Origin of the sequence: Streptomyces sp. NPDC047081 (assembly GCF_040643775.1) — a bacterium.
Taxonomy (GTDB): domain Bacteria; phylum Actinomycetota; class Actinomycetes; order Streptomycetales; family Streptomycetaceae; genus Streptomyces.
The window spans coordinates 371,230-396,360 of record NZ_JBEYUY010000003.1 but is presented as its reverse complement, the minus strand read 5'-3'; the positions used below and the strand labels follow the sequence as shown (position 1 = coordinate 396,360).

Sequence of the window (25,131 nt, the reverse complement as noted above, 5' to 3'; positions counted from 1 at the left end):
GTTCGCATTCACCCCGGTTCAGCCGCGTCGCTACCACAGGATGCGATTCCTCCCCGGCGTGAACGCCGGGGCATCCTCACAAGACATCAGGTGAACACGGCGAGTGGCCTCGCCGCGCTGCTCTGCGCGGTCGCCTTCATCGGCTGGATGTGGCGGATCCGGGACAACGGGCTGGCGCTGTCCGGGGCCCGGCCGCGTTACGCGGGGATGTGGGTCTACCTCGGGTGGATCGTGCCCGTCGTCAATCTGTGGTTCCCGCGGGGGATCATCGCCGACGCCTACCTGGCCGGCGCGCCCGGTGCGCGGCTGCCGCGGTCGCTGAACGTGTGGTGGGGGCTGTGGCTGATCGCGATGGTCGGCGGGGCCGGGTTGATCTACACCGACTCCACCGACAAGGTCATCGCCCGCGCCTACGACGACCTCTGGCAGCTGCTGGTGGCCGACGCCGCCGTCGTCGGTGCGGCGGTGGCCGGCATCCTCATGGTGCGGGCCGTCACCGCCGTACAGGAGAAGGCCGGTTGAGCCGGACCGTCAGTTCACGCAGATCAGGTTGAGCACGCACAGGCCCGACGGGGACGTCGAGTCGGAGCTCGTGTCGGACGAACCGGATGAACTGGATGTACCGGTGGAATCCGACGTGCCCGAGCCCGCGGTGGATGTCGATGTCGACGTGGACGTCGATGTCGAGCTTCCCGTGCTTGTGCTTGTGCTCGTACCCGTGCTCGCCGTCGCTGTCGGCGTCGAAGTCGTGGCCGTGGACGACGACGTGTTCTGCTGAGTTGCCGCCGCCGTCGGGGTCGACGCCGTGTACGGCTGGGTCTTCGCCGACTCGGTGTGGGTCGCGCTGCCGGTGGTCGAACGGTGCTTCCCCGTACCGGAGTTGGACGTCTCCGTCGTGTCCGGCTTGCGGTGCTTGCCCGTGCCCGGGGTGACCGACTGGGTCGCCTCGGTCGCCGGGAGTTCGTCCGTGCCCATGCTGGAGAGGTCCGTGGCCGTCGTCGCCTCGGCGCGGTGGCCGCCCCCGCCGCGGTCCATCGACGCGACGGTCAGGCCGCCGCCGACCAGGGCGACGGCGGTCGCCACGACAGCGCGGCGCTGGTTCTTCTTCCAGCGCGCCCGCTGCCGACGCCGGGCCGCGCGGCCTTGGGCGGTCACGGGTGCCGGGCCACCCTCGAAGTCACCGTCGCCGTCACCGTCGGCGTCGCCCACGTGGTCGTCCTCGTAGGAGTAGTCGTAGGCGCCCAGGTCCGGTCTCGCGGCCGGCACCGGCCACGTCGCCGTGGTGGCGGGAGCATGTCCGGTCATCGGTGCGATGTCCGGGGCGTAGGCACCGCAACCGGGGCACACCAGGGCGCCGTTGAGGTGCCGGCGGCACGAGGAGCAGTAGTCCATCCGCTGTCTTCCTGACGGTTAGCTGACGGTTCGCACGTGAGAATCGAACGGGCGCCAACGGTAGCGGTGGCTTCGAAAGACTGTGTGAGGTCTGTGTGGGCCTCCTGCGCGGATTCTCTGCACACGGCGTGCCCGGTCGGCGAACTCCCAGCTCAGCGCCGGAAATCCCGGACGACCGGGCTGCCGTGGCCCTGATCACAGTGTCCTCGCTCTACCGGCCCGTGAACCGCGCGAAGGTGTGGCTGAAGTACCACGTGTCCTGGGCGATCCCGGAGCAGTCGTTGGCCCCGGCGGTGCCCACGCAGTTGCCGTTGTCGCGCTGGAGGGCCCAGAAGGAGAGGGTGTTGATGCCCGTGGCCTCCGCCCAGCGCTCCACCTTCACCGCGTCCGCCGTCGTGAACGTCTCCTCGGGGCCGAAGTCGTCGATGCCGGGCATCTCGGTGACGCCGACCATGCGCCACAGCTGCGCCGGGCTCTTCTTCGGGTAGAGGGCGGCGAGTTGGGCGTACAGGCCGTCCGCCGCGGTCTTGGTGTCGGCGGCCATGTCGTGCGTGGCGCCGTCCCAGTAGTCGAAGGTCATGATGTTGACGACGTCCACGCGCGCGTGGTTGTCGACGGCGTTCTGCAGGAGGGCCACCCCGCTGGCGACCAGGCCGGTGGTGCTCGTGGGAAGCGTGTACGAGAACTGCACGTGCCGGCCGGTGCGTTCGGCCCAGCGCTGCACCTGCGCGATGGCCTTGTTGCGGCGGTCGATGGCGGCCGTGTTGCCGCTGGAGTCCGCCTCGATGTCGAGGTCGATACGGGAGATGCCGTACGTCGTCACCAGGCTCTCGTAGACCTTGGCGATGGCGTCGACGTCCGTGCAGCTGTCGGCGAGTTCGGTGCCGGTGGTGTCCGCGCCGTAGCCGCCGAAGGACGGGATGACGTCGCCGCCGCGGGCCTGGATCGCCGCGATGTCCGCGCCGAAGGCGGACTTGGCGATCGGGAGGGTGGTGTCGCCGTTCCAGTAGGCCGTGCAGGAACCGGGCTTGTCGGTCTGCAGGAAGGCCATGGTCAGGTACTTGTTGCCGGAGGCGGCGGCGAGTTGGGCCGGGCTCTCGCCGGTCCAGGCCTCGAAGTACGGGGCGGAGACATGGGCGGGGAGGGGACGGGTCTGGTGTACGGCCGTGTCCTCGGCGGCGAGGGCGCCGCCCCCGCCGAGGGCGACGAGCCCCGCGGACAGGCCGGTGACGGTGATACAGGACAGCAGTGCGCGAAGCAGCGGGCGAGGTCGTCTCATTGACGCTCCCAGGGAGGCGGAAGGGAGGGGGGTGGGGACGAGCAGCGCCCATCTTTGGACTAGACCATTCAACTGTCAAGGTTCTTTACAGTTCCCTGACCGATCGGGGGCGGGCCCCGGATGGGGAGATTCCGTGGGAAAGCAGGGGACGACAACCGAATGTCTTGACGTGGTCTCCACGACCCCGTTGGCTTCTCACCTCTTGGTGGCCCGCAGTAAGCAGGCCTTGGTGGCCGCGCAGTAAGCACGCCAGCACTTTCGCCCGGAAGGCACCCGCACGTGATCGCTCGAACCCCCCACAGATCCACCGCAGTTCGCATCTCCCTCCCCCTCGTCGCCAGCGCCTCGGCGCTGTTGCTCACCGCCTGCGGCGTGGTGGACGGCGTCACGGGGAGCAGTGGGGCCTCGGCACCGAACCGCCGCAACGACATCAAGGTGGGGCTGCTCCTGCCGGACAAGGACACGGCGCGCTTCGAGCGGTTCGACTACCCCCTGATCAAGGCCCGGGTCGCCTCCCTCACCAGCGACAAGGGCAAGGTCGTCTACGCCAACGCCGGGGCCAGCGCGGCCACCCAGAGCAAGCAGTTCGGGCAGCTGATCGACGACAAGGTGGACGTGATCCTCGTCGACGCGGTGGACGCCGAGGCCATCGCGGCGGACGTGAAGAAGGCCAAGGACGCCGGGATTCCGGTCATCGCCTACGACCGGCTCGCGCAGGGGCCGATCGACGCGTACATCTCGCACGACAACGAACTCGTCGGCGAGGTCCAGGGCCGCGCCATCGTGGACGCGCTCGGAGACAAGGCCGAGACCAGCAAGATCGTCATGATGAACGGCTCGCCCGCCGACCCGAACACCGCCCTCTTCAAGGAGGGCGCGCTCAGCGAGCTCAAGGGGCGGGTGGTCATCGCCAAGTCGTACGACACCCAGGAGTGGCTGCCGTCGGTCGCCAAGGCCAACATGCAGAAGGCGATCCAGTCGATCGGGCTGAACAACATCGCCGCCGTGTACTCCGCCAACGACGGTATGGCGGGAGCCGTCATCGACGCGCTTGAGCAGGCCGGCGCGACCAAGCTGCCGCCGGTGACCGGGCAGGACGCCAACCTCGACGCCGTACAGCGGATCGTGGCCGGCGAGCAGACCATGACGGTCTACAAGTCCTTCCTCCTGGAGGCGACCAACGCGGCGGACATGGCCGTGTACAAGGTGCAGGGCCGCGGCATCGCCTTCGACGCGCTGACCCAGGACACCGTCGACAGCCCCACCGAGAAGGACATCCCGGCGATGCTGGTGCCGGTGGTGGCGCTGACGAAGGAGAACATCGAGGACACCGTCGTCAAGGACGGCGTCTACACGGTGAAGGACATCTGCACGGCGAAGTACGCGGCCGACTGTGCCGCGATCGGACTGAAGTAGCCGTTCAGGAGTGCCGTTCAGGAGTCCCGTTCAGGAGTCCTTGCGCGCGACCCCGCCGTAGATGCCGATCGGCGGGGCGCCCGGTGCCGGCGGCTGCTCCGGGTGCCAGTCCGTCACCTTCACCAGTCCGGGTGGTACGAGGGTGAAGTCGCCGAAGAACCCGGTGACTTCGGCGTGGGTGCGGAGGTTCATCGTGGCCGTCGCCCGGTTGTAGACCTTGGCCGCGTCCTCGCGGCCGTCCTCGTGGACATCGCCCGTCGCATGGGACAGCACCAGGTACGAGCCGGGCGGGAGCGCCTCGCGCAGGGTGGCGACCACGCCGTACGGGTCGTCCGCGTCGGCGAGGAAGTGCACCACCGCCACCAGCAGCAGGGCCACCGGCTCGGCGAAGTCGATCACCTCGCGTATCTCGGGGTGCTCCAGTACCGCCCGCGGGTCGCGCAGGTCGGCCAGGACCACGGAGGTCGCCGTGTCCGCGTCGTCCAGCAGGGCCATGGAGTGGGTGCTGACGATCGGGTCGTTGTCGACGTACGCGACCCGGGTGGAGGGGGCGATGGCACGCGCGACCTGGTGGACGTTGGGCTCGGTCGGCAGGCCCGTGCCGATGTCGAGGATCTGCCGTACCCCGCCCTCCCCGACGACGTGCCGCACCGCGCGCTGCAGGAAGCGCCGGTTGGCGCGGACGCCGTCCCGCACCTCGGGGGCGACCGCGATGAACTGCTCGGCGGCCTCCCGGTCGACCTCGTAGTTGTCCTTGCCGCCGAGGAAGTAGTCGTACATCCGCGCCGGATGCGGCTTGCTCGTGTCGATCGCGAACGGCCGTACGTCGCTGCCGCCGCCCTGCCCAGGGGTCGTCATGGGCTCTTTCTAACACGCGTGGCTGAGAACGCTCATCGCGTCAACTCCCTTGCCGGGTACGCGAGTAGAGCTCTCACCAGCCCGTGTGCAGCAGGTGGTTGAGCAGCAGCGCGAGTACCGCCTGGGCCGCCAGCCACGCCCGCGGGCGGGTCAGGAAGGCACACGACGGCAGCAGCCACATCGCGAACGGCAGCCAGATCCGCTCCGTCTCCGCCTTGCTCATGCCGGACAGGTCGGCGGCCAGGAGGGCGAGCAGCGCGGCGGCGACGAGAACGGCGAGGCGGGTGCCGTCGTCCCGGCGGACGAGGGTCACGGCGGTGCGGCGCAGGCCCGCCGCGGTCGCGAGGCCCGTGATCAGCACCGTGCAGGCGAGGTTGGCCCACACCCAGTAGCCGTACGGGCGGATCCCGCCCGCGCCCTGGTCGTACCGCGTGACCAGCAGCCGGTACGCCTCCCACCAGTCGAAGCCGGCCACGGTGAACACCGTCGGCACGACGGCGAACCCCGCGACCAGCGGTACGAGGAGCAGTGGCCGCTCGCGGACGCGCCCCCGCCCCAGCAGCAGGACCGCCGCGCCGATGACGGCGAAGAGCGTGAGGCCGTACGAGAGATAGCAGGTGAGGCCGAAGAGCAGGCCCGAGCCCGCCGCCCACCAGAGCGAGCGTCCGGTGACGGCCAGCGCGAGCAGGGCCACCGCCCAGGCGGCGACCGCCGCGAAGTACGCGTCCGCCGAGGTGCCCAGCCACACCGCGGCCGGGGCGAGCACCAGGAACGGTGCCGCCCGCCGTGCGAGCCCCTCCCCGGCGAGGGCCCGCACGGCGACCAGCACCGCCACGCACGCCGTGGCGCCCACGACGACGCACCACATCCCGGCCCAGCCGCCGCCGCGCAGCCCGGCCCGGTCGAGCAGGACGAAGGTGAGGGTCGCCGCCGGGGGGTGGCCGGCGACATGGGCGGGCCAGTGGTCGGGGGAGCCCAGCAGGATGTGGTGGGTGAAGTCGCGCAGGGTGCCGGGGATGTCGTGGAAACGGTCGATGACCTGGAGGTATTCGTAGCGGGTGGCGAGCCGGTTCGCGATGCCGAGGTGCCAGCCGTCGACCAGCGCGAGGGAGACGATCCAGGCGGTCGCCGTCGCCCACGCCGTCGCCAGCAGCGCCCGCCAGGGCAGCCGCGCGGCCAGGACCGGGCCGTACGCCACCACGGCCGCCGCCGCCGGCAGCGCGGCGGGGGTGCCGGGGCCGACGTGCGGGCCCCAGGTGGCGAACAGGGGCGGCCATGCGACGAAGAGGGTGTGCTCGGTGTCCTGGATGTGGCGGCCGACCAGGGCGGCCGTGGTGACGAGGAGTACGGCGGCCAGGGCGGCGTACAGATCGCGGAGCAGGGCGCGGTTCACATGCGGCACGCTAGGCCGGACGGCGGGCCGCGGAGCCGCACCGGGGCCGGACGTCAGCGTTTCGTCATGGGTCGCGCACCCTCTCTTGGGGTGGTCCCGACCTACCGTCGGCCCATGGACGCCCCACACCTCCCCACCTCGCCGGGCTTCTGGCGCAGCCCCCTGCGCGGCCCCCGCTTCACCTCGGTCCTCGGCCTGGTCCTGCTCGCCGGCATCACCGTGCTGTTCGTGACCGGCCTGCTCTCGTACGCCGCCTACAACCCGGGCCTGTCGCCGGTGAACGACAAGACCCCGGACAAGGGCATCCTCGGCTTCTACCTCTTCGCCTGGCCGACCGACCCGCACTGGCTGTACCGGCTCACCCAGGGCGTCCACGTCACGCTGGGCATCACCCTGATCCCGGTCCTGCTGGCCAAGCTGTGGTCGGTGATCCCGCGCCTGTTCGCCCTGCCGCCGGCCCGCTCGCTCGCCCACGCGCTGGAGCGGATCTCCTTGCTGCTGCTGGTCGGGGGCGGTCTGTTCGAGTTCGTGACGGGCGTCCTCAACGTGCAGCTGGACTACGTCTTCCCGGGCTCCTTCTATCCGCTCCACTTCTACGGAGCGTGGGTGTTCTTCGCCGCGTTCCTGGCACACGCGGTGCTGAAGACACCGGCGGCGGTACGGAATGTGCGGCGCATGCGGGGCAGTGAACCGGCCGCCCCCGAGGGCGAGTTGGTGTCCCCGCGCCCGGCGCCCCCGACCGTCTCCCGCCGTGGCGCCCTGTGGTTCGTCGGCGGCGGATCGCTGCTCCTCTTCTCCACCACCGTCGGGCAGGACTTCGACGGGCTGCGCCGCACGGCCCTGCTCGCCCCGCACGGCGGCGCCGACCCCGGGAGCGGCCCGAACGGCTTCCAGATCAACAAGACCGCCGCGTACGCCGGTATCGACCCGGCCGAGACGGGCGCGGAGGCCTGGCGCCTGGTGGTGACGGGCCGCTCCGGCACGGTCCGCCTGAGCCGCGCGCAGCTCGCCCGACTCCCCCTGCACAGCTCGGCGTTGCCCATCGCGTGCGTGGAGGGCTGGTCGACGTCCGACCAGTGGTGGCGGGGCGTACGGCTGCGGGACCTGGCAGCGCTCGTCGGCCACGAGGAGGACCCGCCGGACCTGTTCGTGGAGTCCCTCCAACGGCACGGCGCCTTCCGCCGCGCGGCCCTGCGCGCCAACCAGGTCGCCGACCCGCGCTCCCTCCTCGCCCTCTACGTCAACGGCGAGGACCTGTCCCCCGACCACGGCCACCCGGCCCGCGTCATCGTCCCGGCCGCACCCGGCGTGCTGAACACCAAGTGGGTGGCCCGCCTGACCTTCGGAGACCTGTGATGCGACGACGCCCGCTGCTCCCCGTCGGCAGCCCGTTCCAACTCCTGCTCCTGACCTGCTCGTTCGCGCTCGCGGCATACGCGGGCGTACGACTACTCGCCGACGACTGGTTCGGCGTGGCCCTGTGGCTGGTGGGCGCGGCCCTGCTGCACGACCTCGTGTTCCTGCCGCTGTACGCGGTGGCGGACCGGGCGGTGGTACGAGGGCTGGAGGCGGCCGACCGCCGCGACTGGGCGATGTACGTGCGCGTACCGGCCGCCCTGTCCGGCCTGCTCCTGCTGGTGTGGTTCCCGCTGATCAGCGGGATGGTGGACCGGCGCTACCGGTCGGCGACGGCACTCTCGCCGGACGGCTTCCTGACGCGCTGGCTGCTGATGACGGCCGTACTGTTCGCGGCTTCGGCGCTGTTGCTGGCGCTGCGGGTGCTGCGGGTGCGCAGGGCGACGAAACGGCGGCCGCCGGCGGTCCACTGACCGGCCCGCGCCCAGCCGTGTGCGTGCCGCAGCAGGGCCGGGGTGCCGAGGCGGGCCCAGGGGAAGGGGGCGCCGACCGCCTCGAAGGCGTCGGTGAGGTGGACGTGGGCGCGCTCGTCGATGTCCACGGGGGCGGTCTCGGCGATCAACAGGCCGCCGGGGGTGAGGAGCTGACGTACCCGTGCGAGCAGCTCGCGCGGGTCGCCGCCGATGCCGATGTTCCCGTCCATGAGCAGCACGGTGCCCCACCGCCCCTCGCCGGGCAGCGCCTCGAACACGGACCGCCGCAGCGCCTGCCCGCCGAGGCGCACGGTGTGCTCGACGGCGGCGGCACTGACGTCGACGCCGAGCACGGTACGCCCCCGAGCGGCAAGCTCGACGACCAGCCGCCCCGGCCCACACCCGACGTCCAGCACGGCACCCTCGCACCGGTCCAGCACACCCCCATCGACCGGATCGGCCCGAGCACACCACCGCTCGACGTCCAAGGGGAGCAGCCAGCCGTCGGCACGCCGGAGAAAGAGAGGACCGGCCCCGGCGCGCAGGGCGGCGGCGTAGGGGTCGGCGGTGGCCCAGGCGGGGGTGGGGTGGGGAGTGGGGGTGGTTTGGGTGGGGGTGGCGCCGGGGGTGATGGTGGTCTGGGCGGGGGTGGCTCCGAGGATGGTGGCGATCTGGGCGGAGGAGGGGCCGGAGGCGGTGTTGGTCTGGGCGGGGGTGGGGCCGGTGGTGTCGGTCGTCCGGGAGGAGGGTGCCGCGAGGAGCGGGGCGTGCGCGGCCCTGCTGGGCGGTGCGGTGGCGGCCCCGTCGGTCGGGTGGGCGTGCTGCCGTGGCTGCGCTGTGGCGGTCCCGTCCGTGGCGCCGGAGGCGGCGGCGGTCCGGGAGGAGGGTGCCGCGACGAGGGGGGCGTGCGCGGCCTCGCCGGGCGGTGTGGCGGTGGCACCGTCGGTCGGGTGCGCGTGGTGGTGTGCCTGTGCTGCGGCTGTCCCGCCCACCGGCGTATCGATCGGCTGGACCCTCATCGACGCGCCGCCGCCCCGCACCGTGCCAGTCGGCGCGCGAACCGGCCGTGTGGGGCCAGGGTGGCCACCGCGTGGGCGTCTGCCGCGGTGTCCACGTCCCGGAGGCGGGGCAGGTCCTGTACCCGCAGGCCCGCGTCGACCAGCCGCCGCCGCTGTACGGCACCCGTCACCGGCGTCGACATCGGCACGCCCCGCAGCAGCGCGGGGTCGGGGTCGGCGAGGCCCAGCGCCCAGAAGCCGCCGTCCTCCGCCGGGCCGAAGTACGCGTCGCAGTCCGCGAAGTCGACGGTGAGCAGCTCGGGCGTGACCTGCGGGGTGTCCATGCCGATCAGCAGCGCGGGGCCTGTGCAGTGCGCGAAGGCGTCCGCGAGCCGTTCGTCGAGACCGCCCGGACACTGCCGTACGACCTCGAAACCGGGCGGCAGCCAGGGGCCGGGAGCGCCGTCGAGCACGAGGACCCGACGCGTGGCGGGCGTCGCCGCGACGGCCGCCAGGCTGTCGGCGAGGGCGGCTTCGGCGAGCGAGGCCGCCTCCGCGGGACTGAAGGGCGGGGTGAGCCGAGTCTTGACCCGGCCGGGGAGGGGTTCCTTGGCGATGACGAGCAGGGTGGGCGGTGCCGAGGCTCCCCACTGCGGCGCCCGCGATGTGCTGCCCGCTCGCTGGGGGGCGTTGGCCGTGCGGTCTCCCCGGGCGTGCGCGCTGGTCGTGCGGTCTTCCCGGGTGGGCGGGTTCGCCCCGTCGCCCTCCCGGCCGGGCGCGTTGGCCGTGTCGTCTCCCCGCGCGTGCGCGCTGGTCGTGCGGTCCTCCCCGGCAGGCAGGTTCGCCCCGCCGGGCTCTCCTCGACGCGCCGTCACCGTACGCCCCTCCCGTCAGCCAGCACCCGGCTCATGTCCCGTACCGCCTGCCACGTCCCGCGCCACGTGCCCGTCACCTTCGACGTGCCGGTGCGGGGGAGGTAGGGGACGTCCCGCTCGGTGATCCGCCAGCCCGCGTCCGCCGCGCGCACCACCATCTGCAGGGGGTAGCCACTGCGCCGGTCCGTGAGGCCCAGGGCGAGCAACGGCTCACGGCGGGCGGCACGCAGGGGGCCGAGGTCGTGCAGCCGCAGCCCCGTGCGGCGCCGCAGCAGCCGGGCGAGCGCGAGGTTCCCGGCCCGCGCATGCGCCGGCCAGGCGCTCCGGGTGCGCGGGCGCCTGCGGCCCAGCACCAAGTCGGCGTCCCCGGACCGGACTTCACGCACGAACGGCACCAGAAGCGCCGGGTCGAGCGAGGCGTCGCAGTCGCAGAAGCAGACGATCTCGGCGGTGGCCGCGAGCAGCCCGGCGTGGCAGGCCGCGCCGAAACCGCGCCGGGGTTCCTCGACGACGGTCGCGCCGAGCGAGCGGGCGAGCTGCGCCGAGCCGTCGGCCGAACCGTTGTCGACGACCAGGGCCCGCCAGCCGGCCGGGATCCGGGCCAGCACCCAGGGCAGGGCCGCGGCCTCGTTGAGACAGGGGAGGACGACATCCACGTCCGCGTCGGTGGTCACGACGTTCACCCTACGAACGTGAATCAGGCATAACGGACTTCTGCTCCTTACGAAACGCGGACGTCGGCGACCATACGGAGACCCTCACTTCCGCTCCCGGCGAATCGCGAACGTCGGGCTGTCGGCGGTCCTCGCGTCTGTTCCCTTCGAAACGCGGGCGTCGGGCCACCGAAGACCCTCGCGCCTGTCCCCTGCGCAACGCGACGCCGGGCCACCGGAGGCCCTCTCTTCCCTTCCCTTCCCTGCGAATCGCCGATGCCGCGCCACCCGAGATCGACCGCTGCCCCCGCCAAGCCACAGCCGCAGGCCCCACCTCCGTTTCTTACGAAACGCGGACGTCAAGTCGCCCCACCCCCTCGCGAGCCGCGTCCGGCCCGCCCCGGTGCGACGCTGGACGCATGCAGCAGTCGTACGAGTCCGAGCGGGCGGCGTCCGCCCGGGTCCTGGTCGTCGATGACGACCCCACCGTCGCGGAGGTCGTCGCCGGTTATCTGGACCGCGCCGGATACGCCGTCGACCGCGCCGCCGACGGCCCCGCCGCCCTGACCCGCGCCGCCGCGCACCGCCCCGACCTGGTGGTCCTCGACCTGATGCTGCCCGGCATGGACGGCCTGGAGGTCTGCCGCCGGATGCGCGAGAGCGGCCCCGTGCCGGTCATCATGCTCACCGCGCGCGGCGACGAGGACGACCGCATCCTCGGCCTGGAGGTCGGCGCCGACGACTACGTCACCAAGCCCTTCAGCCCGCGCGAGCTGGTCCTGCGGGTGGAGTCCGTGCTGCGCCGTTCCCGCCCGCCGGCCGCCAGGCCCGCCTCCTCGCCCCTCGTCGCGGCAGGCCTCAGCGTCGACCCCGCAGCCCGCCGCGCCACCAAGAACGGCACCGAACTCGCCCTCACCCTCCGCGAGTTCGACCTCCTCGCCTTCTTCCTGCGGCACCCGGGACGGGCGTACGGCCGCGAGGACCTGATGCGCGAGGTCTGGGGCTGGGACTTCGGCGACCTGTCCACCGTGACCGTGCACGTCCGCCGGCTGCGCGGCAAAGTCGAGGACGACCCGGCCCGCCCGCGCCTGATCCAGACGGTGTGGGGCGTCGGCTACCGCTTCGAACCGGGAGGGGAGTGAGGATGAGAGACACCCTGCTCATCGCCCTCTTCGCGTTCCTCGGCGCGGCGGCGGCCGGGCTGCTCGGCGCCGGCACGCTGTGGGTGCTGCGCCGCCGCTCGCTCACCACCTCGCTGACCGTGGTGGCCGCGGTCGCCGTGACCGCGATGCTCGCCGGCACCCTCGCGGTGGCGCAGGCGATGTTCCTGTCCGGCCACGACCTGAGCGTGGTGACGACCGTCGTGGCGATGGCGGCGGTGGTCTCCCTGGCCACCGCCCTGCTGCTGGGCCGCTGGGTGGTCGCCCGCAGCCGCGAACTCGCCCGCGCCGCACGGTCGTTCGGCGACGGCGGCGCCTTCACCGCACCCGACGGGCCGACCACCGCCGAACTCGACGCGCTCAGCCGCGAGTTGGCGGCGACCAGCGCCAAGCTCGCCGAATCCCGGGACCGGGAGCGCGCGTTGGAGACCTCCCGCCGTGAGCTGGTCGCCTGGATCTCGCACGACCTGCGCACCCCGCTGGCCGGCCTGCGGGCCATGTCGGAGGCCCTGGAGGACGGGGTGGCGACCGACCCCGACCGCTACCTCCGCCAGATCCGCACCGAGGTCGAACGCCTCAACTCCATGGTCGGCGACCTCTTCGAACTCTCCCGCATCCACGCCGGCACCCTCACGCTCACCCTCTCCCGCATGTCCCTCTACGACCTGATCGGCGACGCGATGGCCGGAGCGGACGCCCTCGCCCGCGAACACGGCGTACGGCTGGTCGGCGGCGAGGTGGAGCCGCTGCCGGTGGAGGTCGACGGCAAGGAGATGAGCCGCGTCCTCGGCAACCTCCTGGTCAACGCCATCCGCCGCACCCCCGCCGACGGCACGGTCGCGGTCGCCGCCGAACGCTCCGCGGACGGTGTCGTGGTGTCGGTGACGGACGGCTGCGGAGGCATCCCCGACGAGGACCTCCCGCGCGTCTTCGACACGGGCTGGCGCGGCACGGACGCGCGCACACCGCCGGCGGGGGCGGGCCTGGGGCTGGCGATCGTACGGGGAATCGTGGAGGCGCACCGGGGGCGCGCGAGCGTACGGAACATCCCCGGCGGCTGCCGCTTCGAGGTGACACTGCCCGCGGCGGGGACGCCGGGCGGCTAAGACCGTGCCCGTCCAGGACCGCGCCCGGCTATGACCGTGCGCGGTGCTAGGACCGTCGCACACGGACGCGCTGGCTGACGAACAGCGCCGCCCGGTCCAGTGCCTCGTCGGCCTCGTCGAGCAGGAGCACTTCGTTCGTGCCCACTTGGAGCAGCACCGGCGGCAGACCGGCCGGATCGGCATCCCGACGGGCTGACGCGCGCCCGCGCAAAACCGATTGCCCCTGAGCCGCACCTGAACCTCCACGAGCCCGGCAGCGCGCGGGCGTTGCTCGACGAGGCCGTGACCCGTGGGCTGTTCGCCTCAACAGGTCTTGCGGAAGTGGATGGTTGGCCGCTCTTCGACTCGGTGAGGCCCCGGTGAGGCCGGTGAGGCCACGGGCCCCGTCGGAGTCGCGCCAGGTGCCGCGCTGAGACTGTCCCTCCGAGTACTGGTACCGGCGGGATCTGGAACACCACGATCCGGCCGCCGACCATCGAGGCATGGCACACGTACTCGTCACCGGCGGAACCGGGTTCCTGGGTTCCCACACCATCGCGCGGCTCCTCGCCGCCGGGCACACCGTCACCACCACGGTGCGCTCCCTGGCCCGGCGGTCCGACGTCCAGCGGATGCTCGACGTGGCCGGAGCCCCGCACACGGACGCCGTCTCCTATGTGGAGGCGGATCTGACCGCCGACCGCGGCTGGGACCGGGCCGTGGCGGGGGCCGACTACCTCCTGCACATCGCCTCGCCGTTCCCCGGAGCCGGCCCGAAGCACGAGGACGAGGTGATCGTCCCGGCCCGTGACGGGACGATCAGGGTCCTGCGCGCGGCCCGGGACGCGGGCGTCCGCCGTACCGTCCTGACCTCCTCCTTCGCCGCGGTGGGCTACGGCCACGGCCCGACCGCCCGGACGTTCGACGAGGACGACTGGACGCGGACCGACGGGCCGGGCGTGTCCGCGTACGTCAAGTCCAAGGCGGTGGCCGAGCGGGCCGCCTGGGACTTCGCCGAGGGCGAGGGCGGCGGCATGGAGCTGACGGCGGTCAACCCCGTGGGCATCTTCGGGCCGGTCCTGGGACCGGACTACTCCGCGTCGATCCGTATCGTCCACGCGATGCTCACCGGCGGGATGCGGTCCGCGCCGCCGATCTGGACCAACACGGTGGACGTACGGGACGCGGCCGACCTGCATCTGCGGGCCATGACGGCACCGGAGGCGGCCGGGCAGCGGTACCTGGCGCTCGCGGGTGAGCCGATCTCCTTCCACGACATCGCCCTCGCCCTGCGTGAGCGGCTCGGCGAGGCCGCCGCCAAGGCCCCCACGGGCACCGCCCCGGCCTGGCTGGTGCGCCTCCTGGCCACGGTCAACCCGGCGCTGCGGGAGACGGTTCCGCAGCTGGGCGTGGTGCGCCGCGCCTTCAACGCGAAGGCCCGCAAGGAGCTTGACTGGTCCCCGCGTTCCAACGAGGACGCCGTCGTGGCCACCGCGGAGAGCCTGGTCCGCCTCGGCCTGCTGAGCGGCTAGCGTCGACGAGGGCATGGCGCAGGAGAAGAGGTCGTACGAGGACATGGCGCACGAGAACGCGGCGCACGAAACGGCCGACACCCTCGGCGGGTTCCTGCGGGCCCGGCGCGGGCAGCTCAGCCCGCGGCAGGCCGGGCTGCCCGCCGGTGAGCGGCGCCGGGTCCCCGGACTGCGGCGCGAGGAGGTCGCCCAGCTCGCCGGCATCAGCCCCGAGTACTACCTGCGCCTCGAACAGGGCCGCAACCTCAACCCCTCCGACCAGATCCTCGCCGCCCTGGCCGCCGCCCTCCAACTCGACGAGGACGCCGTCGCCTACCTGCACCGCCTCGCGCACCCCGCCCCGCCCGCCCGCAGACCGCGCAGCCGCTCCCGCACCAACCAGGGCGATCTCCAACCGCTGCTGGACAGCTGGCCGCAGACCCCCGCGTACGCCCAGGGCCCCAGCGGACGGGTCGTCGCCGCGAACCGGCTGGCCGTACTCCTGTGCCCGTTCTTCGCCGTCGGCCACAACCCGCTGCGGGCCGCCTTCCTCGAACCCGAGATGCGCAGCCTCTACCCGCAGTGGGACGACATGACCGCGAAGACCGTCTCCGGCCTGCGGGCCATGATCGACATCGACGACGCCGACCCGGAGCTGCTGGAGACGATCGGTGAACTCACCGTCGCCAGCGAGCGGTTCAGCACGCTGTGGGCCCGCCGCGAAGTGCGCCGCCGCGACACCGGCCTCACCCGGCTGAACCACCCGCTCGTCGGCGAACTGGACCTGCACTACGAGAAGATGCTCCGCCCGCAGGCCCGCCAGCTGATCGTCGTCTACTACGCCGACCAGGACTCCACCAGCGCCGAACGCCTGGCCCTCCTCAGCAGCCTCTGACGAGGGCCAGGCCTTACGGAGTCATGACGTACCCGGCGGGTCCCGCCGGCCGGCGCCGTCGCGGACCTAGCGTGGCGGTATGCGTGTGCTGGTCACCGGCGGTGCCGGGTTCATCGGGTCCCATGTCGTCGACGCGCTGCGGGCGCGCGGGCACGAGGCGGTGGTGTACGACGTCCGGGCGGATCCCGGCGCGGACGTGCGGGACGCCGACGCGGTCGCCCGGGCGCTCGTCGGCGTGGACGCCGTATGCCATCAGGCGGCGATGGTCGGGCTGGGCGACGGGGTCGCCGACGCGCCGGAGTACGTGTCGCGGAACGACCTCGGGACGGCCGTGCTGCTGGCGGGGATGGCCGCGGCGGGGGTGCGGCGGCTGGTCCTTGCCGGGTCGATGGTGGTGTACGGCGAGGGGTGGTACGAGTGTCCGCGGGACGGCGTGGTGCGGCCGGGGCCGCGGGAGGTCGCCGACCTGGACGCGGGGCGGTTCGAGCCCGGATGCCCTTTGTGCGGGCGGGAGTTGGCGCCGGGCCTGGTGGGCGAGGAGGCGGCCGTGGATCCGCGGAACGTGTACGCCACGACCAAGCTGACGCAGGAGCATCTGGCGGCGGCGTGGGCGCGGGCGACGGGCGGGGCGGCGGTGTCGCTGCGCTACCACAACGTGTACGGGCCGCGGATGCCGCGCGACACCCCCTACGCGGGGGTGGCCTCCTTCTTCCTCTCGGCCCTGGCCCGGGGCGAGGCCCCGCGGGTCTTCGAGGACGGCCGCCAGCGGCGGGACTTCGTACACGTACGAGACGTGGCGACGGCGAACGCGACCGCGCTGGAGGCCGGTTCGGCACCGGGCACGCTGACGGTCTACAACACCGGCAGCGGCGAGGTGCACACGGTCGGCGAGATGGCCCGGACACTGGCGTCGGCGTACGGCGGCCCCGACCCGGTGGTCACCGGGCAGTACCGCCTGGGCGACGTCCGCCACATCACGGCGGACTCGTCGCGGCTGCGGGCGGAGCTGGGGTGGAAGGCGGAGGTGGGGTTCGAGGAGGGGATGCGGGAGTTCGCGGCGACCGCCAGTCCTTGACCGCCGCCCTTGACCGCCCTCCCGCCGCTAGCCCTTCGCGGCCGGCTTCCAGTCCTCGGCCAGCAGGCCCAGGAGTACCTCGTCGAGGAACTCGCCCATCACCCAGGCCGAGGAGCGGAGGACGCCCTCGCGGAGGAAGCCGTTGCGTTCGGCGGAGCGGAGCATGGCGTGGTTGTCGGCCAGGGTTTCGATCTGGAGGCGGTGCAGGCTGCGTACGACGAAGCCGTAGTGGCACAGGGTCGCGACCACGTCCGTGCCGTAACCCTTGCCACGGGCGGCCGGCAGCAGGCCCAGGCCGATGTGGGCGCAGCGGTTGTGGGTGTCGATGCCCCAGAGTGTCGCCGTGCCGACCAGCGTGCCGCCCTCCAGCTCGACCACGGAGAAGGGGACGGACCCCTCCTTCGTGTCGTCCACCACGAGCCGCGGGTCCTTCGAGCCGGGCGTGATCGGCCGCCATGGCCCGCCCTCGGCGCGCGCGGCGTTGACCACGTCGTCATAGAGCTCGGCCCGCAGGACCGGGATGTCGTCCTCGTGCCGGGCCCGGAGCCCGATCTTCTCGCCCTTCAGCATGAAAGATTCCTATCCGACCGGGTCGGATCACGGCAAACGAATTGCAGACCGGCCCCGTTGCGGGTCAGCGGGCCTTGGTTGCCGTCCGCGCCGCCGTGCGGTTCATCGGGTCCGTGATCACCCACCCCCTCCCCGAAGCGCCCGGTCGATCTCTCCCAGGGCGGTCGTCAGGTGGGTGTAGGCCTTGGGTTCCAGGGGGCTGACGAAGTACTTCTCCACCACCTCCGCGTGGACCGCCGCCGCGCGCAGGAATGCCGTGCGGCCCTCCGGTGTCGGTTCCACCAGGGCCACCCGCCGGTCGTCCGGTGACGGGACGCGGCGGACCAGGCCCGCCTCCTCCATGCGGTCGACCAGGCGGGTCGTTCCGCTGCTGGTGAGGGTGAGGTCGTCGGCCAGGCGGCGTTGGGAGACCTCCTCGCCGGGGGCGCGGCACAGCCGTATCAAGACCTCCAGCATCGTGTGGCTGATTCCGCACTCGCGGCGCAGTGCGCTGTCGATCCGTTGTTCCAGGCGGGTCGCGGACTTGATCAGCAGGCCGAAGTCCCGGACCAGCCGGCTGTTGGCGGCGCGGGCGACGGACGCGTCGTCGGGGTGCTCGGGCGGGGTGGTGTTCATCGGCGCCGAGTTTACTGCCCGCTCACCTATTGCCACCTCAGCAACCCGCCCCAACAATTACTGACTAAGCAAATGCTGAGCAGTCAATGAAGTGAGGGAGAGTGAGTGATGGATCTGCAGCACTGGCTCGGTCGGGCCAACCGCGCCGTGCAGGACTGGGCCGACACCTTCGGGCCCTACCAGCCGCACCCGTCCCTGCACGTGGACGACCGTCGATTCGCCGCCGCCTTCGAGGAGTTCAGCGGGCGGCTCACGGACAACTACCCCTTCTTCCATCCCAGTTACGCGGGCCAGATGCTCAAGCCCCCGCATCCCGCCGCCGTGGTCGGCCACCTCACCGCCATGCTCATCAACCCCAACAACCACGCCCTCGACGGCGGCCCCGCCACCGCCGCGATGGAACGCGAGGCCGTCGCCCGCCTCGCCGCGATGTTCGGCTACGACACCCTCCCCCACAGCCCTTCGGGCGCGGGCGGTACCCCCAGTCGCTCCGACTACGCTCCGCTCGGCCACCTCACCACCAGCGGCACGATCGCCAACCTCGAAGCCCTCTTCGTCGCCCGCGAACTCCACCCCGGCCGGGGCATCGCCCACAGCGCCGACGCCCACTACACGCACGGGCGCATGTGCCATGTGCTGGGCGTGCCGAGCCATCCCGTCCGCACCGACGCGCGGGGCCGTATCGACCTCGACGCGCTGGAGGACGTACTGCGCACCGGCGACGTCGGCACCGTCGTCCTCACCACCGGCACTACCGGGCTCGGCGCCGTCGACCCCGTGCACGAGGTGCTGCCGATCGCCGAGCGGTACGGCGTCAGGATCCATGTCGACGCCGCTTACGGCGGCTTCTTCACGCTGCTCGCCGGAACGGAGGGGGTGGCGCCCGAGCCCTGGCGGGCCATCCCCCGCTGCGACTCCGTCGTCGTCGATCCGCACAAGCACGGGCTTCAGCCGTACGGCTGCGGTGCCGTCCTCTTCCGCGATCCCGAGGTCGGACGGTTCTACCTGCACGACTCGCCGTACACCTACTTCACCTCGGCCGAACTCCACCTCGGCGAGATCAGCCTGGAGTGCTCGCGTGCCGGTGCCTCGGCGGCGGCGCTGTGGCTCACCTTCCAGTTGCTGCCGCCCACCCGGGACGGGCTCGGTGCCGTGCTCGCGGCCGGGCGGCGGGCCGCTCTGCGCTGGGCGGAGCTGATCGACGCGTCCGAGGTCCTGGAGCTGTACCAGCGGCCCGAGTTGGACATCGTCACGTACTTCCCGGTCCTCGAACCGCCCGCGCTCACCGCGATCGACGCGGCATCGGCCCGCATCCTCGCCGACGGGATGGCCGCCCCCGACCCCGTCTTCCTCAGCACCTTCCGGGCGGGGCGGGAGGCTTTCGCGGCTCGTCATCCGAAGGTCGCGCAGGACGCGGACGGCGCCCGCGTCCTGCGCAGCGTCCTGATGAAGCCGGAGTCCGAGCACCACGTGGACCGTCTCCACGGCAGTGTCGAGGAGCTGGCCCGGGCCCTCTGAGCCCGCGCCGTGCCCGTTAGGATCGGCGGCATGGCCCTGACCATGAGCGACGTGGACCGGTTCGAGGCGTCCAGGCCCCGGCTGGAGGCCATCGCCTACCGTCTGCTCGGCTCGGCGAGCGAGGCCGAGGACGCCGTGCAGGAGACCTTCCTGCGCTGGCAGGCCGCCGACGTCGGGCGGATCGAGGTGCCCGAGGCCTGGCTGACCAAGGCCCTCACCAACCTCTGCCTCAACCAGCTCACCTCGGCCCGGGCCCGGCGCGAGACCTACGTCGGCCAGTGGCTTCCCGAGCCGCTGCTCGCCGGCGACCCGATGCTCGGCCCCGCCGACACCGCCGAGCAGCGCGAATCGGTGTCGTACGCCGTCATGGCGCTGCTGGAGCGGCTGACGCCCAACGAGCGGGCGGTGTACGTGCTGCGGGAGGCCTTCGCCTACTCGCACCGGGAGATCGCCGAGATCCTCGACATCACCGAGGCCGCCAGCCAGCAGGTCTTCCACCGGGCGGGCAAGCGCGTCGCGGAGGGCAAGGCCCGCACCGAGGTCGACGAGGCCACGGCGCGGCGGGTGATCGAGGAGTTCCTCGCCGCCGCGACCAGTGGCCGGACCGAGCCGCTGGTGCGGCTGCTCACCGAGGACGCCGTGGTGATCGGCGACGGCGGCGGGAAGGTCCCGGCCCGCGCCAGGGCGGTCGAGGGTTCCCTCGCGGTCGCGAAGTTCCTGCGGGGGCTGTTCAAGCCGGGCAAGGCCAAGCAGGACCTCACCGGCGGCTCGGTCGAGATGCACCTCGCGGACGCCAACGGCGGCCCCGCCCTGCTCGCCGTTGTCGACGGCCGGGTCTTCGGCGTGATGTGCCTGGAGATCACCGCAGAGGGCATCGCCTCGTTCCACAACCAGGTCAACCCCGACAAGCTCGAACGCGCGACGAGGCAGTGGGCGGCCGCGGGCGAGCACGGAGAACCCCTGGTCACGCTGTTCCAATGATGGTGTGACCTGGTTCACATCGCGTTCCTGTCAGGAAACGGCGGGCTGCCCGGTTCAAGGGGCGAACCGCAGAAAGAGCCCGCCGAAAGGGCCCGCTGAATCGCCCGATGACAGGAGCACGGACATGCAGCACCGCATCGTCGTCCTCGGCGCCGGATACGCCGGCGCCATCGCCGCAGGCCGTCTCGCCCGCCGGCTGCGCCGCGAGGACGTCGCCATCACCCTCGTCAACGCCGAGCCCGACTTCGTCGAACGCGTCCGCATGCACCAGCTCGCCACCGGCCAGCAGCTCAGGCCCCGCCCCTTCGCCGAGATGTTCGCGGGGACGGGCGTGGAGTTCAGGCTCGCGAGGGTCACCGCCGTGGACGCCGACCGCAGGAGCGTCACCGTCGTCGACGCGGACGGCACCGAGGACGTGGTGGAGTACGACACCCTCGTGTACGCCCTCGGCAGCGGCTGGCACGACCAGGGCGTCCCGGGCGCCGCCGAGCACGCGCACCAGATCGCGAGCCGTTCCGGAGCGCTCCGGCTGCGCGAGCGGCTGGCCGGGCTGGCGGCCGGGCAGAGCGTGGTCGTGGTCGGCGGCGGTCTCACCGGCCTGGAGGCCGCGACCGAGATCGCCGAGGCCCGCCCCGACCTCGACGTCGCCCTCGCCGCCCGCGGCGGACTCGGCGACTGGCTCTCGCCCAAGGGCCGCCGGCACCTGCGGAAGGTCTTCGGGAAGCTCGGGATCACCGTGCACGAGAACACCGCCGTCACCGCCGTGGAAGACGATCATGTCGTCACCGCCGACGGGGCCTCGATCCCCTCCGCGGCCACCGTGTGGACCACCGGATTCGCCGTCCACCCGATCGCCCGGGCCAGCAGCCTGGAGGTGACCGATAGCGGGCGGATCGTGGTCGACGCGACCATGCGGTCGGTCTCGCACCCGGACGTGTACGCCATCGGCGACGCGGCCCTGGCGACGGGCCCCGGCGACAAGCCGCTGCGGATGTCCTGCGCCTCGGGCACCCCGATGGCCTGGCAGGCCGCCGACTCCATCGCGGCCCGGCTGACCGGCGGGAAGCTTCCGAACGCGCCCCTGCGCTACTTCAACCAGTGCATCTCGCTGGGCCGCAGGGAAGGCCTGATCCAGTACGTCACCGCCGACGACCGCGCGGTCAACGCGGCCCTGACCGGCCGCTTCGCCGCCCGCTACAAGGAATTCATCTGCAAGAGCGCGGCCTGGGGCGTCGCCAACCCGATGCTCGGGATGCCGACCCGGCGCCGGGCCGTACGGCAGCAGGCGCCGGCGGAGGCGGCGGTCGGGACGGCGGCCTGACGCGCGAACGGGCGCCCTCGGCCTGAGGGCGCCCGCTCCGGATCAGGGATGTTGCCGTCAGCCCTGGGGCTTCTGCTTCGCGAGGGCGGGGACGAACTTCAGGGCGTCCAGGGTGCCGACGCCGGTGGCGAGGTCGTAACCCTTGACGGCCTTGTAGCCGGTCACGCCCTCGTAGCTGTTGTTCGTGCCGTCCTTGACGTCCACGATGCCGGTGCCCTTGGAGTGGTACGAGTACAGGTCGTACAGGGCCTTCTGGATGTTGCCCACGCGGTGGCCGCCCGCCTGGTCGGCGAGGGCGACGATGCCCGCGAAGAGCGGGGTGGCCTCGCTGGTGCCGCCGGTGACGTCCCAGCCGACGGCGGTCGGGTCGTAGCTGGAGTAGATCCAGGCGCCGCCGTTGACGGCCGCGGCCATCGAGATGTCGGGCGTGCCGCGGCGCGAACCGACCACGCTCTTCACGCCGTTCTGGAACGACGGGCGGGTGAAGACGTGGGACTGGCCGCCGCCTCCGGAGCCGTAGTCGTTGTAGACGCTGTCCGGCTTGACGCGGTTGCCCTTGTCGTCGAGGTGCAGCTGGGTGCCGCCGATGGAGGTGACCAGCGGGTCCGAGGACGGCCAGGAGTTGACGCGCTTGTCGTAGTACGTCTTCCCGTCCGCCTTCAGGTCGGTCGCGCCGCCGTCACCGGAGGCCGCCAGCACGGTCACATGCTTCTTGTCGGCGTCCTTGAAGGCGTACCGCAGGTTCTTGATGCTGGAGAAGTCGCCCTTGCCGAAGCCGGGGAAGGTGTTCTCCGTGGCGCCGAAGCTCTGGCTGATGACGTCGCCGACGTTGTGGTCGATCAGGTACTTCTCGGCGTCCATCATCTCCGGCAGACCGGTGGTGCCCTCGGTCTCCGACACCGCCGTCTCGACCACGACGATCTTCGCCGCCGGCGCCACCGCGTGCGCCATCTCGACGTCCAGGGTGGTCTCGCCGGCCCAGCCGGTCATGTCCTCGTTCTTGGGGTCGAAGGCGGGCACATGGCCCCACTTGACGACCTTCACCTTGGTGCTGGGCAGCCCGAACTGCTTGCTGTAGACGTCGAGGTCGTGCTGCACGGTCGGGGAGCCGTACGAGTCCACGATGACGATGGTGCGGCCCTTGCCCGTCACGCCCTTCTTGTACAGGGCGTTGAGGTCGTACGCGGTGCGGTACTGGAGCGGGTTGTAGCAGTTGATCTGCCACTTGGCCTGGCACTGCTCGCTGCTGAGCGGGCTGCTCACGCCATGGACCAGGGTGTGCCCGGCGACGGCCGGTACCGCCAGGGTGTGCGGTACGGCGGCGGGCGCGGCGTTCGCGAGTGCGGTCACCGCGAGGGCGGCGACGGCCGTGGCAGCCGCGACGCCCCGCCCGGTACGGGCTATGTGCATGGATCCCCCTGTGGTTCGGAGTGGTCCTGCGCATCCCATCGAACGGGTCATGTCCAGATCAAGGTCGTTGAATGGACGATGCCGAACCCTTTACTCCGGGATTGACCGCCCATCGACCGCGCGTCGGTGAGCCGGGCTCAGGTCTCCAACTTGAGCCACTCGCTGCCGCCCAGCGGGTAGTGGTAGTTGACACGCCCCTTGCTGGTGCAGGTGCGGAACGGCGTGCCGGCGTTGTCGACGTGGACCGTGCCGTGGCGGTCGCCGCTGGACCACTCCAGGCTGAGGTCCCAGCGGACGTCGCTCGCGTCGGTGTGGGCGACGACGTAGAAGACCTCGGGGTCGGACTCGCTGACCTTGTACGGGAAGTCGCGCTGACCGCCCTTCACGGTCACCGCGGGGCTGCCCTGGTCCAGGTCGACGTCGAACGACTTGGTCTCCACACCGCCGCCGCAGCCGGAGCCCATGTGGTAGTCGTTCCAGGCGAGCGGCGCGCCCTTGCTGACGATGCGTACGTGCAGTGCTTCGAGTACGACGGTGTCGGCGCCGGTGCCCTGGACGGTGAGCGCGACCTCCTGCTGGCCCGCGGAGACGGCCCCGTAGGCGGCGGCCCAGCGCGTGGCGTCGGGTTCGGTGGCGGGCGGACCGACCTGTGCGGGCTCGCTGTCGACCAGGAACTCCTGGCTGCAGGGGCTGTCGTAGACGTAGGGCCGGACGCCGACGGTGAGCGGTGCGGCGCCGCCCTTCCTGCTCGCGGACGAGCCGGCGGACTGCTGCACGGCACCGGCCGCCCCGGCCGTCGTCTCCGTCGAAATCCCGGCCTGCTGCTCCGACTTGCCGTCCCCACCGCTTCCGAACGGCGCGCCCAGCGCGAGCGCGGTGGCGCCCAGCACGGCGGCCACCGCCACGGAGGCGATGAGGACGGTACGGCGACGGGCTGGGCGGGGCGCGGGCGCGGTCGGGAGGTCGACGACCACCGGGATGTCGTCGGCGGCCGGGGCCTCGGTCTCCTCAACGGCCGGTGCGGGCACGGCGGTTGGTTCGTCGGCCTCCGCCCTGCGTCCGCGTGCCGCGTCCGCCAGGATCCAGCGGCGGTGCAGCTCCACCAACTCGTGCGGGGTCGCCCGGCAGACCCGGGCGAGGCGTTCGACGGGCGCGTACTCGACCGGCACGGCGGTGCCGTTGCAGTAGCGGTGCAGCGTCGACGTACTCATGTGCAGGCGTTTGGCGAGCGCGCCGTAGCTCAGCCCCGAGCGGTCCTTGAGGTCGCGCAACAGCTGCGCGAACGCCTCCGACTCCTCAGCCCCTGTTGCCCCAGACACCCGGTCCCCTCAACCTCTGCGTCCCACCCCACAAGCTCCGGTCATCCAACCACAAGGAGCTGATTGCAACGGCAATGCTTCGTCGTATCGCTGCCGGTGCGTATCCGGCGACCGGGGCCGCCTTGTACCTCGGCGCATCGGCCCTCGCCGGGGTGGGACGGCGTGGTGCTGAGGGTGTACGTGTTCGCCTCAGCGCACCGGGAAGCCGAACGAGTAACCCTGCTGCTTGAGCCACGGGAGGACCTCGCGCAGGGCCTCGACGGTCTGGGAGCGGTCGCCGCCCGCGTCGTGGAAGAGGATCGTCGGGCCGTTCGACACCTCCTGCTCGACCGTGGTGACGATGGCGTCCGTGCCGGGGCGTTCGAAGTCCTTTGTGTCCACGTTCCAGCCCAGCGGGCGCATACCGCGGGAGGCGGCCAGCTTGCGGCTGTAGGGGGTGAACGCGCCGCCGGGCGCCCGGTAGTACATGGGCCGTACGCCTCCGGACGCCTCGGTGATCATGCGCTCGGCGTCGAGTATCTCCTTGGACTGGTACGCCTCGGACTTCTTGTCCATGGTGGTGTCGTGCGAGACCGAGTGGTCGCACAGCCGGTGCCCGGCCGCGACCACCTGCTTCACCAGGTCCGGGTGGGCCTCGGCCTGTGTGCCGACCATGCAGAAGGTCGCCTTCACCCCGTACTGGCGCAGCACGTCGAGGACTTGGGGCGTCCAGGTCGGGTCGGGGCCGTCGTCGATGGTGATGTTGACGCCACGCGCGCCCTTGTCCGAGGCGTGCACGATGGTCACGTCGACCGGCTTGACGGCGGCCGGCGAGGCCGAAGCGGCGGACTTCGGCGAGGAGTTGCCCACGGCACCGGCCTGCGCGGACCACACCGAGGCGCCGGTGGCCAGCATGGTCACCCCGAGCGCCGCCCCGAGCACCTTGCCGTACCAGCCCCGCCCGCCGCCGTGCCGCGCCATGTCCGCCCCGCCTTCCCC

23 protein-coding genes are annotated in these 25,131 nt (G+C 72.2%); 11 read left to right on the top strand and 12 right to left on the bottom strand.

Annotated elements, in window-relative coordinates:
* Positions 1 to 90 precede the first annotated feature (90 nt).
* Positions 91 to 522 (top strand): DUF4328 domain-containing protein, encoded by a 432-nt coding sequence (locus ABZ848_RS07590; RefSeq protein ID WP_360826782.1) that lies wholly within the window; start codon positions 91 to 93, stop codon positions 520 to 522.
* 9 nt (positions 523 to 531) lie between these two features.
* On the opposite strand, the gene ABZ848_RS07585 is transcribed toward ABZ848_RS07590, so the two are convergent.
* Complete coding sequence (locus ABZ848_RS07585; RefSeq protein WP_360826780.1) at positions 532 to 1,392, bottom strand: hypothetical protein; 861 nt, start codon at positions 1,390 to 1,392, stop codon at positions 532 to 534.
* A gap of 211 nt (positions 1,393 to 1,603) precedes the next feature.
* A complete protein-coding gene (locus ABZ848_RS07580; protein WP_360826778.1) occupies positions 1,604 to 2,671 on the bottom strand; it encodes a chitinase in 1,068 nt (355 codons plus the stop codon).
* A 279-nt stretch (positions 2,672 to 2,950) separates the two neighbouring features.
* Between ABZ848_RS07580 and ABZ848_RS07575 the strand changes: the two genes are divergently transcribed.
* On the top strand, positions 2,951 to 4,087 hold the full coding sequence (locus ABZ848_RS07575; RefSeq protein WP_360826775.1) for a substrate-binding domain-containing protein: 1,137 nt from the start codon (positions 2,951 to 2,953) through the stop codon (positions 4,085 to 4,087).
* Positions 4,088 to 4,117: 30 nt separating this feature from the next.
* Here ABZ848_RS07575 and ABZ848_RS07570 read toward each other — a convergent pair whose 3' ends face one another.
* Together ABZ848_RS07570 and ABZ848_RS07565 are read right to left on the bottom strand one after the other, a co-directional pair.
* Entirely contained in the window at positions 4,118 to 4,945 is an 828-nt protein-coding gene (locus ABZ848_RS07570; RefSeq protein WP_360826772.1) for an SAM-dependent methyltransferase, read from the bottom strand.
* Between the two features lie 73 nt (positions 4,946 to 5,018).
* Positions 5,019 to 6,338, bottom strand: a complete 1,320-nt coding sequence (locus ABZ848_RS07565) for a hypothetical protein (RefSeq protein WP_360826770.1) — start codon at positions 6,336 to 6,338, stop codon at positions 5,019 to 5,021.
* A 114-nt stretch (positions 6,339 to 6,452) separates the two neighbouring features.
* Here ABZ848_RS07565 and ABZ848_RS07560 point away from each other — a divergent pair, with 114 nt between their 5' ends.
* Entirely contained in the window at positions 6,453 to 7,694 is a 1,242-nt protein-coding gene (locus tag ABZ848_RS07560) for a molybdopterin-dependent oxidoreductase (protein WP_360826767.1), read from the top strand.
* Between the two features lie 319 nt (positions 7,695 to 8,013).
* Here the strand turns inward: ABZ848_RS07560 and ABZ848_RS07555 are convergent, their stop codons facing one another.
* The 3 genes from ABZ848_RS07555 to ABZ848_RS07545 form a co-directional block, all read right to left on the bottom strand.
* Complete coding sequence (locus ABZ848_RS07555) at positions 8,014 to 8,799, bottom strand: class I SAM-dependent methyltransferase (protein WP_360827210.1); 786 nt, start codon at positions 8,797 to 8,799, stop codon at positions 8,014 to 8,016.
* A gap of 383 nt (positions 8,800 to 9,182) precedes the next feature.
* Positions 9,183 to 9,791, bottom strand: coding sequence for a DUF2064 domain-containing protein (locus ABZ848_RS07550; RefSeq protein ID WP_360827207.1), 609 nt, complete (start codon positions 9,789 to 9,791; stop codon positions 9,183 to 9,185).
* A gap of 245 nt (positions 9,792 to 10,036) precedes the next feature.
* Positions 10,037 to 10,723, bottom strand: coding sequence for a glycosyltransferase family 2 protein (locus tag ABZ848_RS07545; RefSeq protein WP_360826764.1), 687 nt, complete (start codon positions 10,721 to 10,723; stop codon positions 10,037 to 10,039).
* 389 nt (positions 10,724 to 11,112) lie between these two features.
* Here ABZ848_RS07545 and ABZ848_RS07540 point away from each other — a divergent pair, with 389 nt between their 5' ends.
* From ABZ848_RS07540 to ABZ848_RS07520, 5 genes are all read left to right on the top strand, one after another.
* The gene (locus tag ABZ848_RS07540) at positions 11,113 to 11,835 is read left to right on the top strand and encodes a response regulator transcription factor (protein WP_360826761.1); all 723 of its coding nucleotides are present in this window, start codon (positions 11,113 to 11,115) and stop codon (positions 11,833 to 11,835) included.
* A gap of 2 nt (positions 11,836 to 11,837) precedes the next feature.
* Positions 11,838 to 12,959: a HAMP domain-containing sensor histidine kinase gene (locus ABZ848_RS07535; RefSeq protein ID WP_360826758.1), complete on the top strand. Its 1,122-nt coding sequence runs from the start codon at positions 11,838 to 11,840 to the stop codon at positions 12,957 to 12,959.
* Between the two features lie 482 nt (positions 12,960 to 13,441).
* Positions 13,442 to 14,470 carry an aldehyde reductase gene (locus tag ABZ848_RS07530; protein ID WP_360826755.1) on the top strand — a complete coding sequence of 343 codons (1,029 nt, stop codon included), beginning with the start codon at positions 13,442 to 13,444 and terminating at the stop codon, positions 14,468 to 14,470.
* 13 nt (positions 14,471 to 14,483) lie between these two features.
* On the top strand, positions 14,484 to 15,344 hold the full coding sequence (locus ABZ848_RS07525) for a helix-turn-helix transcriptional regulator (RefSeq protein ID WP_360826752.1): 861 nt from the start codon (positions 14,484 to 14,486) through the stop codon (positions 15,342 to 15,344).
* Between the two features lie 79 nt (positions 15,345 to 15,423).
* Positions 15,424 to 16,419, top strand: coding sequence for an NAD-dependent epimerase/dehydratase family protein (locus tag ABZ848_RS07520; protein ID WP_360826750.1), 996 nt, complete (start codon positions 15,424 to 15,426; stop codon positions 16,417 to 16,419).
* Between the two features lie 27 nt (positions 16,420 to 16,446).
* On the opposite strand, the gene ABZ848_RS07515 is transcribed toward ABZ848_RS07520, so the two are convergent.
* A complete protein-coding gene (locus tag ABZ848_RS07515; RefSeq protein WP_360826747.1) occupies positions 16,447 to 16,989 on the bottom strand; it encodes a GNAT family protein in 543 nt (180 codons plus the stop codon).
* Between the two features lie 117 nt (positions 16,990 to 17,106).
* The gene (locus ABZ848_RS07510) at positions 17,107 to 17,604 is read right to left on the bottom strand and encodes a MarR family winged helix-turn-helix transcriptional regulator (RefSeq protein ID WP_360826744.1); all 498 of its coding nucleotides are present in this window, start codon (positions 17,602 to 17,604) and stop codon (positions 17,107 to 17,109) included.
* A 108-nt stretch (positions 17,605 to 17,712) separates the two neighbouring features.
* Between ABZ848_RS07510 and ABZ848_RS07505 the strand changes: the two genes are divergently transcribed.
* The 3 genes from ABZ848_RS07505 to ABZ848_RS07495 all read left to right on the top strand — a co-directional run bounded on the left by ABZ848_RS07505 (position 17,713) and on the right by ABZ848_RS07495 (position 21,424).
* Positions 17,713 to 19,122, top strand: a complete 1,410-nt coding sequence (locus tag ABZ848_RS07505) for an aminotransferase class I/II-fold pyridoxal phosphate-dependent enzyme (protein WP_360826741.1) — start codon at positions 17,713 to 17,715, stop codon at positions 19,120 to 19,122.
* Between the two features lie 30 nt (positions 19,123 to 19,152).
* Positions 19,153 to 20,103, top strand: a complete 951-nt coding sequence (gene sigJ / locus ABZ848_RS07500; protein WP_360826738.1) for an RNA polymerase sigma factor SigJ — start codon at positions 19,153 to 19,155, stop codon at positions 20,101 to 20,103.
* Between the two features lie 124 nt (positions 20,104 to 20,227).
* Positions 20,228 to 21,424 carry an FAD-dependent oxidoreductase gene (locus ABZ848_RS07495; protein WP_360826735.1) on the top strand — a complete coding sequence of 399 codons (1,197 nt, stop codon included), beginning with the start codon at positions 20,228 to 20,230 and terminating at the stop codon, positions 21,422 to 21,424.
* Positions 21,425 to 21,481: 57 nt separating this feature from the next.
* Here ABZ848_RS07495 and ABZ848_RS07490 read toward each other — a convergent pair whose 3' ends face one another.
* The 3 genes from ABZ848_RS07490 to ABZ848_RS07480 all read right to left on the bottom strand — a co-directional run bounded on the left by ABZ848_RS07490 (position 21,482) and on the right by ABZ848_RS07480 (position 25,113).
* On the bottom strand, positions 21,482 to 22,834 hold the full coding sequence (locus ABZ848_RS07490) for a S53 family peptidase (protein WP_360826732.1): 1,353 nt from the start codon (positions 22,832 to 22,834) through the stop codon (positions 21,482 to 21,484).
* A gap of 137 nt (positions 22,835 to 22,971) precedes the next feature.
* Positions 22,972 to 24,153 (bottom strand): helix-turn-helix transcriptional regulator, encoded by a 1,182-nt coding sequence (locus ABZ848_RS07485; protein WP_360826729.1) that lies wholly within the window; start codon positions 24,151 to 24,153, stop codon positions 22,972 to 22,974.
* 189 nt (positions 24,154 to 24,342) lie between these two features.
* On the bottom strand, positions 24,343 to 25,113 hold the full coding sequence (locus ABZ848_RS07480; RefSeq protein WP_360826727.1) for a polysaccharide deacetylase family protein: 771 nt from the start codon (positions 25,111 to 25,113) through the stop codon (positions 24,343 to 24,345).
* Between the last annotated feature and the right edge of the window lie 18 nt (positions 25,114 to 25,131).

Coding starts and splice junctions, on each gene's coding strand:
- ABZ848_RS07585 (WP_360826780.1), bottom strand. CDS start 1,392: ATGGACTACTGCTCCTCGTGCCGCCGGCACCTCAACGGCGCCCTGGTG.
- ABZ848_RS07580 (WP_360826778.1), bottom strand. CDS start 2,671: ATGAGACGACCTCGCCCGCTGCTTCGCGCACTGCTGTCCTGTATCACC.
- ABZ848_RS07570 (WP_360826772.1), bottom strand. CDS start 4,945: ATGACGACCCCTGGGCAGGGCGGCGGCAGCGACGTACGGCCGTTCGCG.
- ABZ848_RS07560 (WP_360826767.1), top strand. CDS start 6,453: ATGGACGCCCCACACCTCCCCACCTCGCCGGGCTTCTGGCGCAGCCCC.
- ABZ848_RS07540 (WP_360826761.1), top strand. CDS start 11,113: ATGCAGCAGTCGTACGAGTCCGAGCGGGCGGCGTCCGCCCGGGTCCTG.
- ABZ848_RS07535 (WP_360826758.1), top strand. CDS start 11,838: ATGAGAGACACCCTGCTCATCGCCCTCTTCGCGTTCCTCGGCGCGGCG.
- ABZ848_RS07530 (WP_360826755.1), top strand. CDS start 13,442: ATGGCACACGTACTCGTCACCGGCGGAACCGGGTTCCTGGGTTCCCAC.
- ABZ848_RS07525 (WP_360826752.1), top strand. CDS start 14,484: ATGGCGCAGGAGAAGAGGTCGTACGAGGACATGGCGCACGAGAACGCG.
- ABZ848_RS07520 (WP_360826750.1), top strand. CDS start 15,424: ATGCGTGTGCTGGTCACCGGCGGTGCCGGGTTCATCGGGTCCCATGTC.
- ABZ848_RS07515 (WP_360826747.1), bottom strand. CDS start 16,989: ATGCTGAAGGGCGAGAAGATCGGGCTCCGGGCCCGGCACGAGGACGAC.
- ABZ848_RS07510 (WP_360826744.1), bottom strand. CDS start 17,604: ATGAACACCACCCCGCCCGAGCACCCCGACGACGCGTCCGTCGCCCGC.
- ABZ848_RS07505 (WP_360826741.1), top strand. CDS start 17,713: ATGGATCTGCAGCACTGGCTCGGTCGGGCCAACCGCGCCGTGCAGGAC.
- sigJ (WP_360826738.1), top strand. CDS start 19,153: ATGGCCCTGACCATGAGCGACGTGGACCGGTTCGAGGCGTCCAGGCCC.
- ABZ848_RS07495 (WP_360826735.1), top strand. CDS start 20,228: ATGCAGCACCGCATCGTCGTCCTCGGCGCCGGATACGCCGGCGCCATC.
- ABZ848_RS07490 (WP_360826732.1), bottom strand. CDS start 22,834: ATGCACATAGCCCGTACCGGGCGGGGCGTCGCGGCTGCCACGGCCGTC.
- ABZ848_RS07480 (WP_360826727.1), bottom strand. CDS start 25,113: ATGGCGCGGCACGGCGGCGGGCGGGGCTGGTACGGCAAGGTGCTCGGG.